The sequence below is a fragment of the Pseudomonas sp. GD04158 genome (assembly GCF_029834875.1).
Lineage (GTDB): Bacteria > Pseudomonadota > Gammaproteobacteria > Pseudomonadales > Pseudomonadaceae > Aquipseudomonas > Aquipseudomonas hydrolytica.
Genome location: NZ_JAODYT010000055.1, coordinates 16482 through 29191 on the forward strand (window position 1 = coordinate 16482; position 12710 = coordinate 29191).

12 protein-coding genes are annotated in these 12710 nt (G+C 64.0%); 8 read left to right on the forward strand and 4 right to left on the reverse strand.

Going from position 1 to position 12710, the window contains the following annotated elements; translation table 11 throughout:
* Positions 1 to 170: 170 nt before the first annotated feature.
* The gene (locus N7333_RS18210) at positions 171 to 860 is read right to left on the reverse strand and encodes an NUDIX domain-containing protein (RefSeq protein WP_129481552.1); all 690 of its coding nucleotides are present in this window, start codon (positions 858 to 860) and stop codon (positions 171 to 173) included.
* A gap of 140 nt (positions 861 to 1000) precedes the next feature.
* On the opposite strand from N7333_RS18210, the gene N7333_RS18215 reads away from it, so the two are divergent.
* The 3 genes from N7333_RS18215 to nadE are packed head-to-tail and all read left to right on the forward strand — an operon-like array spanning position 1001 to position 3679.
* Positions 1001 to 1645 carry a nicotinamidase gene (locus N7333_RS18215; RefSeq protein WP_129481553.1) on the forward strand — a complete coding sequence of 215 codons (645 nt, stop codon included), beginning with the start codon at positions 1001 to 1003 and terminating at the stop codon, positions 1643 to 1645.
* Entirely contained in the window at positions 1642 to 2841 is a 1200-nt protein-coding gene (gene pncB, locus N7333_RS18220) for a nicotinate phosphoribosyltransferase (RefSeq protein ID WP_012017995.1), read from the forward strand. Before N7333_RS18215 ends, pncB begins: the two co-directional genes overlap by 4 nt.
* Positions 2842 to 2851: 10 nt before the next feature.
* Positions 2852 to 3679, forward strand: coding sequence for an ammonia-dependent NAD(+) synthetase (gene nadE, locus N7333_RS18225; RefSeq protein WP_279859194.1), 828 nt, complete (start codon positions 2852 to 2854; stop codon positions 3677 to 3679).
* A 95-nt stretch (positions 3680 to 3774) separates the two neighbouring features.
* Here nadE and N7333_RS18230 read toward each other — a convergent pair whose 3' ends face one another.
* On the reverse strand, positions 3775 to 3987 hold the full coding sequence (locus N7333_RS18230) for a hypothetical protein (protein ID WP_012017993.1): 213 nt from the start codon (positions 3985 to 3987) through the stop codon (positions 3775 to 3777).
* A 136-nt stretch (positions 3988 to 4123) separates the two neighbouring features.
* Positions 4124 to 4690 (reverse strand): dCTP deaminase, encoded by a 567-nt coding sequence (gene dcd, locus N7333_RS18235; RefSeq protein WP_003245582.1) that lies wholly within the window; start codon positions 4688 to 4690, stop codon positions 4124 to 4126.
* A gap of 301 nt (positions 4691 to 4991) precedes the next feature.
* Between dcd and N7333_RS18240 the strand changes: the two genes are divergently transcribed.
* Positions 4992 to 5201, forward strand: coding sequence for a cold-shock protein (locus tag N7333_RS18240; protein WP_003245585.1), 210 nt, complete (start codon positions 4992 to 4994; stop codon positions 5199 to 5201).
* A 262-nt stretch (positions 5202 to 5463) separates the two neighbouring features.
* On the opposite strand, the gene apbC is transcribed toward N7333_RS18240, so the two are convergent.
* Positions 5464 to 6552, reverse strand: a complete 1089-nt coding sequence (gene apbC, locus N7333_RS18245; protein WP_096825996.1) for an iron-sulfur cluster carrier protein ApbC — start codon at positions 6550 to 6552, stop codon at positions 5464 to 5466.
* Between the two features lie 160 nt (positions 6553 to 6712).
* Between apbC and metG the strand changes: the two genes are divergently transcribed.
* The 4 genes from metG to rsxC all read left to right on the forward strand — a co-directional run bounded on the left by metG (position 6713) and on the right by rsxC (position 12665).
* Complete coding sequence (metG, locus tag N7333_RS18250; protein ID WP_129481555.1) at positions 6713 to 8749, forward strand: methionine--tRNA ligase; 2037 nt, start codon at positions 6713 to 6715, stop codon at positions 8747 to 8749.
* 123 nt (positions 8750 to 8872) lie between these two features.
* A complete protein-coding gene (rsxA, locus tag N7333_RS18255) occupies positions 8873 to 9457 on the forward strand; it encodes an electron transport complex subunit RsxA (protein ID WP_003245591.1) in 585 nt (194 codons plus the stop codon).
* A complete protein-coding gene (gene rsxB / locus N7333_RS18260) occupies positions 9454 to 10029 on the forward strand; it encodes an electron transport complex subunit RsxB (RefSeq protein ID WP_012017990.1) in 576 nt (191 codons plus the stop codon). The genes rsxA and rsxB overlap by 4 nt, the downstream gene beginning before the upstream one ends.
* Complete coding sequence (gene rsxC / locus N7333_RS18265) at positions 10026 to 12665, forward strand: electron transport complex subunit RsxC (protein WP_279859195.1); 2640 nt, start codon at positions 10026 to 10028, stop codon at positions 12663 to 12665. Before rsxB ends, rsxC begins: the two co-directional genes overlap by 4 nt.
* Positions 12666 to 12710 lie beyond the last annotated feature (45 nt).

Genomic DNA, 12710 nt, shown 5'->3' on the forward strand with positions numbered 1-12710 from the left:
CTGGCGCCTTTTCTTTTGCCTGTAGAAAAGCCGGCGCGAAAAGATGGCCTTTTCCCATCACCGGAATTGAACTTAACCAAACGTTCAGGCTCATAAGCCATGCATCGTGTTGCAAAGCTCCTGGCGCCTCTGGCGCCTATTTTTTTGCCCGCAGCTTTGCGCTCGGTCCCTCAGGCCAGCAGGCTGCGGTCGAATATGAACACGCCTGCCGCCGGCCGCCGCTCCAGCAGCACCTGGGGTCGTCCCATCTTCGGGTAGTTCTTCTCTCCGGTATCGACTATCCAGCCCTGCGTCTTCATGCGCTCCAGCCTGCCGCGCAGCGTGGTGTGCTGCACCGGCTCGCCGAGGCAGGCCTGAAAGGCAGCGAGCGCCTCCGTCACGGTAAAGCGTGGTGCCAGCAGATAGAGCGGCAACGAGCTGTAAACCGATTTGCCCTGCAACCGCTCCATCGCCAGGCGCACCAGTTGTCCATGGTCGAACGGCAAGGCCTGTTGGCCTGTGGTTAGCGCCGACAGATCGATGAACTGCAGATGTTCATCCTGCGGCTCAACGTCAGGCGCCAGCAGCGCCAGGTAGCAGGTGCTCAGCGACCAGCCGCGCGGGTCGCGCACGCCATTGCCCACCGTGGCCACCTGCTCCAGGTATTGCGGTTGCAGGCGCGCCTTGTCTGCCAGGGCACGGGCAGCCGCGGCATCCAGGCTGGCATCGGCGCAGCGGCCGTTGACCAGTACTCCCGGCAGCGCCCATTGCCCGGCATAGGGCTCGCGCTGGCGGCGAGCCAGCAGCACCTGCAAAACCCCTTCCCCATTCAGCCTCAGGGCCACGATATCGACCCCGGCGAGAACTTCCGCTGCACTCATAGGCACTCTCACTGCTTCGTTTACTTATTTCATCTTGACCAATAACTCGCGGTCTTTCACCTGTTTCCATGAAAAAACGCTTGACTACATATTTCATCAGATGAAATATGTAGTCATCCAAGCGCAGAGAGGAGCGCACCATGAAGATCGCCAGCTTCGACGTAGACGCCCAGAAAGGCTTCACCCCGCTGTGCCCCGGCGAACTGCCCGTACCCGAAGGCGATGCCATCGTCCCGGCGCTGAATCAGCTGGCCACACGCGCCCAGCTGCGCATCGGCAGCAAGGATGCCCACAGCCCGCGGGCCGCCTGGGTGGTCGACAGCCACGCACAGATGCTGCAGCCCTTGCCCCTGGCCAATGCCGATCTGACCTGGGTCAGCCACTGCGTGCCCGGCACGCCCGGCTTCGAGCTGCTCGAAGGCCTGCCTGCGCCGCTGGATTACGACTACTTCGTATGGAAAGGCGTGGAGCCCGACCTGCACCCCTACGGCGCCTGTTACCACGACCTGGCCGAGAAGCGCAGCACGGGCGTGATCGAATTTCTCCGGCACAATGCAGTCGACCACATACTGGTCGGCGGCCTGGCCCTGGATTACTGCGTGAAAACCACGGCCCTGCAGCTGCGCCGCGCCGGCTTCGCAGTGACCGTCTACCTGCCGGCCTGCCGCGCCATCGCCCGCAACACCGCCGATGCAGCCTGTACCGCCATGCGCGAACAGGGCATCACACTTGCATCCAGCCTGGATGAGCTGGACAGCGCCTTAGCCACGGAGACCCAAGGATGAGCGAGAGTATCTTCGCCGAACGGATCGTGCAGAACCTGCTCGACACCGACTTCTACAAGCTGACCATGATGCAGGCGGTGCTGCACAACTACCCCAACGCCGAGGTGGAATGGGAGTTCCGCTGCCGCAGCAGCGAGGACCTGACGCCCTACCTGGCCGAAATTCGCTACCAGATCGAGCGCCTGAGCGAGCTGAGCATCACCGCGGACCAGCTCGCCTTTCTCGAGCGCATCCCGTTCATCAAGCCCGACTTCATCCGCTTTCTCAGCCTGTTCCGCTTCAACCTGCGCTACGTCCACACGGGCATCGAAGACGGCCAGTTGAGCATTCGCCTGCGCGGCCCCTGGCTGCACGTGATCCTCTTCGAGGTGCCGCTGCTGGCCATCGTCAGCGAAGTGCGCAACCGCTATCGCTACCGCGAGGTACTGCTGGAGCAGGCTGCCGAGCGCCTCTACCAGAAGCTCGACTGGCTGCGCGCCGAGGCCAGCGAGGACGAGCTGGCCGGTTTCCAGCTCGCCGACTTCGGCACCCGCCGGCGCTTTTCCTACCGCGTGCAGGAACAGGCGGTGCACATCCTCAAGCGTGATTTCCCAGGGCGTTTCGTCGGCACCAGCAACGTGCACCTGGCCCGCGAATTCGACCTCAAACCCATCGGCACCATGGCCCACGAATGGCTGATGGCGCACCAGCAACTGGGCCCCAGGCTGATCGACAGCCAGATAGCCGCCCTCGATTGCTGGGTGCGTGAATACCGCGGCCAGCTGGGTATCGCCCTGACCGACTGCATCACCATGGATGCCTTCCTGGCCGACTTCGACTTGTATTTCGCCAAGCTTTTCGACGGCCTGCGCCACGATTCCGGCGACCCGCTGGAGTGGGCGGAAAAGGCCATTGCCCACTACGAGAAACTCGGCATCGACCCGCTGAGCAAGACCCTGGTGTTCTCCGACGGGCTCGATCTGCCCAAGTCGCTACGGCTCTACCGTGCACTTTCCGGACGAATCCACGTAAGCTTCGGGGTCGGCACCAACCTGACCTGCGACATACCCGGCGTCGAGCCGATGAACATCGTGATCAAGATGATCGCCTGCAACGGCCAGCCCGTGGCGAAGATCTCCGACACACCCGGCAAGACCCAGTGCCGCGACGAGAATTTCGTCAGCTACCTGAAACACGTCTTTCGCGTCACCCAGTGAGGACCTAGACATGAGTAACCGCCAAGCCGAAATCGCCGCCGCCCTCGACGTGGTGCCCCCCTTCGCCGACGATGCCGCGCTGGTCGCCGAGATCGAACGGCGCAAGACCTTCATCAAGAACACCCTCAAGCAGTCCGGCCTCAAGGTACTGGTGCTGGGTATCAGCGGCGGCGTGGACTCCACCACGGCCGGACGCCTGGCCCAGCTCTCGGTCGAGGAGCTGCGTGCCGAGACCGGCGACGCCGACTATCGCTTCATCGCCGTGCGTCTGCCGCACAACACCCAGCACGACGAGCACGACGCCCAGGATTCGCTGAAATTCGTCAATGCCGATGAAGAGGCCACGGTCAACATCGCCGCCAGCGTAATCGGCCTCAGCGAGCAGGTCAGCCACCTGCAACAGCTGAGCGACGCCAGTCGCGACTTCGTGATTGGCAACGTCAAGGCACGCATTCGCATGGTCGCCCAGTTCACCATCGCCAACGCCAACAACGGCCTGGTGATCGGCACCGACCACGCCGCCGAGGCGGTGATGGGCTTCTTCACCAAGTTCGGCGACGGCGCCTGTGACCTCGCTCCGCTGTCGGGTCTGGTTAAACACCAGGTGCGCGCCATCGCCGCGCACCTGGGCGCGCCACAACATCTGGTACAGAAGACGCCCACCGCCGACCTGGAGGAACTGCGCCCCGGCAAGCCGGACGAGGAGGCTCACGGCGTGACCTACGCCGAGATCGATGCCTTCCTGCATGGCCAGAACGTCAGCGACGAGGCCTATGCCACCATCGTGCGCACCTATGACGCCACGCGCCACAAGCGCGAGCTGCCGCTGGTGCCCTGATCGCAGGCAACGAAAACCAGGAAGCCGGGCATTGCCCGGCTTCTTCGCATTCGGCACCGTCCGACCAGCAGTTCATGCTGCGTCGGTGGCTGCAATCAGTGACTTTCCCCGGCGATCCGTTCGGCCGGCGGGGCACTGCGCTCGTACACCTGCCGCGGCCGACAACTGGCGACGGGCGCCGGAGGCGGCTGATCCGGCAGCGTCGGCTCACCCGGCTCCTGCGGCGGCACGGGTCTACCTGGCTGATCAGGTACATCAGGGTCGGGCTGGCCGGGAACGCCGCCGGCGTTGAAATCGATAAGAGACATGCAGGGCTCTCCTGAACGTGGGCTGTTGCAGGTTGAGTAGCGTCCCGTGCGGAAGATTCAGCTTTTCCGACCAGCGCCATGAGCCGGATACGAAAAAGCCGGGCAATGCCCGGCTTCTTCCATTTTCCCGCGGTTGTCAGGTTCGCGGCAGAGTCACACCAGTCTGGCCCTGATACTTGCCGCCGCGGTCCTTGTAGGACACTTCGCAGGCCTCGTCGGACTGCAGGAACAGCATCTGCGCCACGCCTTCGTTGGCGTAGATCTTCGCCGGCAGGTTGGTGGTGTTGGAGAACTCCAGGGTCACGTGGCCTTCCCACTCCGGCTCCAGCGGCGTGACGTTGACGATGATGCCGCAGCGCGCATAGGTGCTCTTGCCCAGGCAGATGGTCAGCACGTCGCGCGGGATGCGGAAGTACTCGACCGTGCGGGCCAGGGCGAAGGAGTTCGGCGGGATGATGCAGACGTCGCTCTTGATGTCGACGAAGCTCTTCTCGTCGAAATTCTTCGGGTCGACGATGGCCGAGTGGATATTGGTGAATACCTTGAATTCGTCGGCGCAGCGTACGTCGTAGCCGTAGCTGGACACGCCGTAGGAAATCACTCGACTGGAGTCCGCACCGCGTACCTGGCGCTCTACGAACGGCTCGATCATGCCGTGTTCCTGGGCCATGCGGCGAATCCACTTGTCCGATTTGATGCTCATGGCGAGGTGTCCTGAGTGGGCGGTTACGAAAAAAAGTGAGCGCATCTTACCGATGCAGGCGCCACGCTTCAAAGAGTGCCGCCCGCCCCATCAGTCGTTATTTGCAAAAAAGCTGCATCGACCATTCGCACTCGGCGATAAAAACACGTATGGTGTGCCCACTGTGCTGCATGTGTCACCGCGAATCGCTACTAGATGCCTAGATCTCGATCCAAACATCGTCCGACTCCTAGTACTCGTTGCACTCAGTCCCGGCCTGGGCTTTTCCAGGGCTGTAATTACTTTTGTTAGGAGACATCACATGTCCAATCGTCAGACTGGCACCGTCAAGTGGTTCAACGATGAGAAAGGCTACGGCTTCATCACCCCGCAATCCGGTGACGACCTCTTCGTACACTTCAAAGCCATCCAGAGCGACGGTTTCAAATCCCTGAAGGAAGGCCAGCAGGTTTCCTTCGTGGCTACCCGTGGCCAGAAAGGCATGCAGGCTGAGGAAGTTCAGGTTATCTAACCTGCACTACCCCGCTTGAAAAGAGCCCCGCCTAGTGCGGGGCTTTTTTATGGGGGTCTGGAAGATGCCTGCCTCCCCTCTCCCATGCATTGGAGAGGGGACGGGGGAGAGGGTTCTGCAACCTGCCGCAGTCGCACATCGCTCTCTCCCGCCCTTCGGGCACCCTCGGCTTGGGCATCCTGCGTCGCTCTACCTCCTGCATCCATGCAGTCGTCTCCCATAGATGGGAGAGGGTCATCAGAAGGCCGCTGCGCGGCTGCTGTTAGTCCTCACTGATCTCGATGCTGGGCATGGCCGGCTTGCCCGCCTGGGCGATGCGCGCACCGACCTTGCGCGCCAGGTCCTGATAGATCATGGCGATCTGGCTTTCCGGATCGGCAATGGTGGTCGGCTTGCCGTCATCGGCCTGCATGCGGATGGCCATCGACAGCGGCAGGGAGGCCAGCAGCTCGACGCCGTATTGCGCAGCCAGCTTCTCGCCTCCGCCCTCGCCGAACAGGTGCTCGGCATGGCCGCAGTTCGAGCAGATGTGCACCGCCATGTTCTCCACCACACCCAGCACCGGGATGTGCACCTTGCGGAACATCTCCACGCCTTTCTTGGCATCGAGCAGGGCCAGGTCCTGCGGCGTGGTGACGATCACGCTGCCGGCCACCGGCACCTTCTGCGCCAGGGTCAACTGGATGTCACCGGTACCCGGCGGCATATCCACCACCAGGTAATCGAGGTCGTTCCAGGCGGTTTGGGTGATCAGCTGCAGCAGCGCACCGCTGACCATCGGCCCGCGCCACACCATCGGCGTGTTGTCGTCGGTGAGAAAGGCCATGGACATCACCTGCACGCCATGGGCCTCGAGCGGCACGAACCATTTCTGATCCTTCACCTGCGGCCGCGTACCCTCGGCGATGCCGAACATGATGCCCTGGCTGGGCCCGTAGATATCGGCGTCGAGGATGCCCACGCGCGCGCCCTCGCGGGCCAGCGCCAGCGCCAGGTTGGCCGCGGTGGTGGACTTGCCCACACCGCCCTTGCCCGAAGCCACGGCGATCACGTTCTTTACCCCGGCCAGTGCCGGCACCTGGGCCTGGCCCTGATGCGAGTCGATCACGCAGTCGACCTTTACCTGCGCACTGTCGACGCCATCGAGGTTCTCCAGCGCCATTTGCAGCATCTGCGCCCAACCGTTCTTGAACAGGCCGGCGGCGTAGCCCAGCTCCAGACGTACGGTAACGCGCGCGCCCTGGATGTCGACCTCGCGCAGGCAACCGGCGCTGACCGGGTCCTGATCGAGATGGGGGTCGGTGAACTGACGCAGACAGGCTTCGACCGCTTCGCGGGTGACGGCACTCATGCAAGAACTCCAGAAGACAGGCAGAAAATCAGGCGGGCATCATAGCAGCAGCCTCCCCAAGCAGCGCAGCATGCGCTTTTGCCTGCCGCAGGTAGCTTGAAGCTTGTCGCTTCCCTTATAGTTGCCGACTTCCCTCGTTTTACCAGTGCAGCCGATCACCATGACCGAAGCCCGCAAGATTCTCGTTACCAGCGCCCTCCCCTACGCCAACGGCTCCATCCACCTCGGCCATATGCTCGAGTACGTGCAGACCGACATGTGGGTGCGCTACCAGAAGCTGCGCGGCAATCAGGCGATCTACGTCTGCGCCGACGATGCCCACGGCTCGGCGATCATGCTGCGCGCCGAGAAGGAAGGCATCACCCCCGAGCAGCTCATCGCCAACGTGCAGGCCGAGCACACCGCCGACTTCGCCGACTTCCTGGTGGACTTCGACAACTACCACTCCACCCACTCGCAGGAAAACCGCGAGCTGTCGGCATCCATCTACCTGGCGCTGCGCGACAAGGGCCATATCGCCACCCGCGCGGTGACCCAGTACTTCGACCCCGAAAAGGGCATGTTCCTCGCCGACCGCTTCATCAAGGGCACCTGCCCGAAGTGCGGCGCCGAGGATCAGTACGGCGACAACTGCGAGAAGTGCGGCGCGACCTATACACCGACCGAGCTGAAGAATCCGCGCTCGGCCATCTCCGGCGCGGTGCCGGTACTCAAGGAGTCGCAGCACTTCTTCTTCAAGCTGCCGGACTTCGAGGCCATGCTCAAGCAGTGGACCCGCTCAGGCGCGCTGCAGGAGGCGGTGGCCAACAAGATCGCCGAATGGCTCGACGGCGGCCTGCAGGAGTGGGACATCAGCCGTGATGCGCCCTACTTCGGCTTCGAGATTCCCGGCGAGCCGGGCAAGTACTTCTACGTCTGGCTGGACGCGCCGATCGGCTATATGGCCAGCTTCAAGAACCTCTGCAGCAAACGCCCGGAGCTGGACTTCGATGCGTTCTGGGGCAAGGATTCCACCGCCGAGCTGTACCACTTCATCGGCAAGGACATCGTCAACTTCCACGCCCTGTTCTGGCCGGCCATGCTCGAAGGCGCCGGCTACCGCAAGCCCACTGCGGTCAACGTGCACGGCTATCTGACGGTGAACGGGCAAAAGATGTCCAAGTCGCGCGGCACCTTCATCAAGGCGCGCACCTATCTGGATCACCTGAACCCGGAGTACCTGCGCTACTACTACGCCTCCAAGCTGGGCCGCGGCGTCGACGATCTGGACCTGAACCTCGAGGACTTCGTGCAGAAGGTTAACTCGGATCTGGTCGGCAAGGTGGTCAACATCGCCAGCCGCTGCGCCGGCTTCATCCACAAGGGCAACAATGGCCTGCTGGTCGCCGCCAACCCGGAGCCGGAGCTGTGGGACGCCTTCCAGGCCGCTGCGCCGAGCATCGCCGAGGCCTACGAAGCACGTGATTTCTCCCGCGCCATGCGCGAGATCATGGCCCTGGCCGACCGCGCCAACGCCTGGATCGCCGACAAGGCGCCCTGGGCCCTGAACAAGGTCGAAGGCAAGCAGGCCGAGGTGCAGGAAATCTGCGCGCTGGGCATCAATCTGTTCCGCCAGCTGGTGATCATGTTGAAACCCGTGCTGCCGAAGCTGGCCGCCGATGCCGAAGCCTTCCTCAATGTGAATCCGCAAACCTGGGCCGACCTCACGCTGCCGCTGGCCAACCACCAGCTCAACCCGTTCAACCCGCTGCTGACCCGCATCGAGCCGGCGAAGATCGAAGCCATGGTCGAAGCCTCCAAGGAAGATCTGGCCGCCGAAGCGTCCAAGCCACAGGGCAATGGCGAACTGGCCAAGGACCCGCTGGCCGCCGAGATCAACTTCGATGCCTTCGCCGCCGTCGACCTGCGTATCGCCCTGATCGAGAAGTGCGAGTTCGTCGAAGGCGCCGACAAGCTGCTGCGCCTGTCGCTGGATATCGGTGACGAGAAGCGCAACGTGTTCTCCGGCATCAAGTCCGCCTACCCGGACCCGAGCAAGCTGGAAGGCCGCCTGACCCTGTACGTCGCCAACCTGGCGCCGCGCAAGATGAAGTTCGGTATCAGCGAAGGCATGGTCCTGGCGGCCGGCCCCGGTGGCGAGGAAATCTACCTGCTCAGCCCGGACAGCGGCGCCAAGCCGGGTCAGCGCGTCAAGTAAGCGCCAGCTAGGCTTACTTATAGGCATCGAACAAGCCGGCCAATGCCGGCTTGTTTGCATCTACGCGCTTCCCGATAATAGGCGCCCTTTTCCTACGGCCTTTGCGCACTCGACGGCAACCCGATGACCGAACTCGTCCTGATCATGGTCAGCGCCATCCTGGTCAACAACTTTGTGCTGGTGCAGTTTCTCGGCCTGTGCCCGTTCATGGGCGTGTCGAAGAAGATCGAAACCGCCATCGGCCTGTCGCTGGCCACCACCTTCGTGCTGACCCTGGCCGCCATGTGCAGCTACCTGGTGCAGCAGTACGTGCTCAAGCCGCTGGACCTGGAATTCCTGCGCACCATCAGCTTCATCCTGGTGATCGCGGTGACCGTGCAGTTCACCGAGATGGTGGTGAACAAGACCAGCCCGCTGCTGTATCGCGTGCTGGGCATCTTCCTGCCGCTGATCACCACCAACTGCATCGTCCTGGGCGTGGCCCTGCTCAACGCCAACAAGGCCGAGTTCACCTTCATCACCGCCACCGTCAACGGCTTCGCCGCCGGCCTGGGCTTCTCCCTGGTGCTGGTGCTGTTCGCCGCCATGCGTGAGCGCATCGCCATCGCCGACGTACCGAAGTCCTTCCAGGGCGCGGCCATCGGCATGATCACCGCCGGCCTGATGTCGCTGGCCTTCATGGGCTTTGCCGGGTTGATCAAGCTATGAGCCTGGTTCTCGTCGCCGTACTCGCCCTGCTCGGCCTGTGCCTGATCGCCGGCGCCATCCTAGGTTTCGCCGCGGTGCGCTTCAAGGTCGAGGGCGACCCCATCGCCGAGCAGATCAACGCCCTGCTGCCGCAGACCCAGTGCGGCCAGTGCGGCTACCCCGGCTGCAAGCCCTACGCCGAGGCGATCGCCGGTGGCGACAAGATCAACAAGTGCCCGCCCGGCGGCGAGGCGACCATCCAGGCGCTGGCCGACCTGCTGGACGTCGAACCCGAGCCGCTAGATGCGGTGGAAGGCGAGAAGCCGCAGATGGTCGCGTTCATCCGCGAAGCAGAATGCATTGGCTGCACCAAGTGCATCCAGGCCTGTCCGGTGGACGCCATCGTCGGCGCTGCGCGGCAGATGCACACGGTGATCGTCAGCGAATGCACCGGCTGCGACCTCTGCGTCGAACCCTGCCCGGTGGACTGCATCGACATGATCGAAGTCGGTAGCACCGTGCAAAGCTGGAAATGGGACAAACCGCTGGCGCCCGGCCAGTTGATCGCCAGCGACCGGGAGCAGGCGGCATGAGCGCGCAGGAAAAGATCTGGGATATCCCGGGTGGCATCCACCCTGCCGAGCGCAAGGAGCTGTCCAACCGCACGCCGATCCAGCAGGCGCCGCTGCCCAAGCGCCTGGTGTTGCCGCTCGGCCAGCATATCGGTGCAGTCGCCGAGCCCTGCGTGGTGGTCGGCCAACGGGTGCGCAAGGGCGAGAAGATTGCCGAAGCCAACGGCTTCGTCAGCGCGCCGCTGCATGCCCCGACCTCCGGTACCGTCAGCTTTATCGGCCCGCAGCCCTACCCGCATGTCTCCGGCATGCTGGCGCCGGCCATCGTCATCGACAGCGACGGCCTGGACGAGTGGATCGAACTGAAGCCGCATGCCGACTACCGGCATATGGCATCCGCCGAGCTGCTGGCGCTGATCCGCGAGGCGGGTATCAGCGGCCTGGGCGGCGCCGGCTTCCCCACCGCGGTGAAGCTCACCGCCCGGCCGACGCAGAAGATCCACACCCTGATCATCAACGGCACCGAGTGCGAGCCCTATATCACCGCCGACGACCTGCTGATGCGCGAGCGCGCCGGCGAGCTGGTTTCCGGCATCGATATCCTGGTGCAGCTGATCCAGCCCGATCAGGTGCTGATCGGCATCGAGGACAACAAGCCCGAGGCCATCGCCGCGGTGCGCAGCGCCTGCAGCGAGCGCAGCTACCAGGTGCGGGTCTTCCCCACCAAGTACCCCTCCGGCGGCGAGAAGCAGCTGATCCAGATTCTCACCGGTGTCGAGGTGCCCTCGGGCGGGCTGCCGGCCGATATCGGCATCCTCTGCCAGAACGTCGGCACCTGCACGGCCATTCACGACGCGGTGGTGCTGGGCAAACCGCTGATTTCGCGTATCACCACCCTGACCGGCGAGGCGCTGGCACGCCCGGGCAATGTCGAGGCGCTGCTCGGCACGCCGGTGGGCGAGCTGCTGGAATTCGCCGGGCTGGATACCGGCAAACTCAATCGCCTGATCATGGGCGGACCGATGATGGGCTTTACCCTGCCCAGCCTCGAGGTGCCGCTGATCAAGACCAGCAACTGCCTGCTGGCCAGCACCGCCGCCGAGTTACCACCGCCACCACCGGCCATGCCCTGCATCCGCTGCGGCGAATGCGCCGAGGCCTGCCCGGCCAGCCTGCTGCCGCAGCAACTGCACTTCTTCGCCCTGGGCCAGGAACACGAACAGCTCAAGGCGCACAACCTGTTCGACTGCATCGAGTGTGGTGCCTGCGCCTACGTCTGCCCATCGAGCATTCCGCTGGTGCAGTACTACCGTGCGGCCAAGGCGGAAATCCGCGAGCTGGAACAGAAGCAGCTCAAGGCCGAGCACTCCAAGCAGCGCTTCGAACAGCGCCAAGAACGCCTGCGCCGCGCCGAGGAACAGAAGGAAGCCGAGCGCAAGGCGCGCGCGGAAAAAGCCGCCCGCGCCAAGGCGGCGCAGGCCGAGGCACCTGCGGTAACGGCAGCCGCGCCGGCCGATGACGCGCTGAAGAAACTCAAGATCGAAGCCAGCATGGCCCAGGTCGCGCTGAAGAAGGCGGAAAAACAGCTGGCCGCCCACGACACGCCGGAGCTGCAGACCCAGGTCGCCGAGCTTCGTGCCGCTGCAGAGGCCGCGCAAAAGGCCTTGGCCGACGCACAGGCAGCTGCCCCTGCCCCGGCGCCCAAACCGGCCGGCGACGAAGCGCTGAAGAAGGCCAAGATCGACGCGGCCATGCTCAAGGCCCAGCTGCGCAAGCTGGAAAAGCTCGAAAACCCGGACGACGACCAGCAGGCCGAACTCGCTCGCCTGCGCCAGCAGCTGGAAGCCGCCGAGAAGGCCCTGGCCGATCTGGAAAAGCAGGCGCCTGCCCCCGCTGCCAAACCGGCCGGCGACGAGGCGCTGAAGAAAGCCAAGATCGACGCCGCCATGCTCAAGGCCCAGCTGCGCAAGCTGGAAAAGATCGAGACCCCGGACGACGACCAGCAGGCCGAACTCGCTCGCCTGCGCCAGCAGCTGGAAGCCGCCGAGAAGGTTCTGGCCGATCTGGAAAGCCAGGCGCCCGACCCCGCCGCCAAACCGGCCGGCGACGAAGCGTTGAAGAAGGCCAAGATCGAAGCCGCCATGCTCAAGGCCCAGCTGCGCAAGCTGGAGAAGATCGAAAACCCGGACGACGACCAGCAGGCCGAACTCGCCCGTCTGCGTCAGCAACTGGAAGCAGCCGAGAAAGCCCTGGCCGATCTGGAAGGCCGGACACCCGCCCCTGCCGCCAAACCCGCCGGTGACGACGCCTTGAAAAAGGCCAAGGTCGAACTGGCGATGAAACGCGCCGAGCTGAAGAAGGCCGAGAATGCCGGCGCCGACGAAGCCGACCTGCAGCCTCTGCGCGATGCCCTGGCCGCCGCCGAACAGGCTCTGCATGTAGCCGAGGCGGCCTCGGGCAAGCCGGCGCCGGAGCTGGTACGCACCGAACGCCCCGGCGTGGACGAAAAATTCAAGGCGCTAAAGACCGAGGTGGCCTTCGCCCGCGCCGACCTGCGCAAGCTGGAGCGTGAAGAGAGCGCCTCTGGCGAGGCGCTGGAACAGGCGCGTACACGCCTGGCCGAAGCCGAACGCAAGCTGGCCGAATACCAGCCGTAGCGATCGCCCCGGATTACCTCCAGGGCAGGCAGCACAACGATTAAA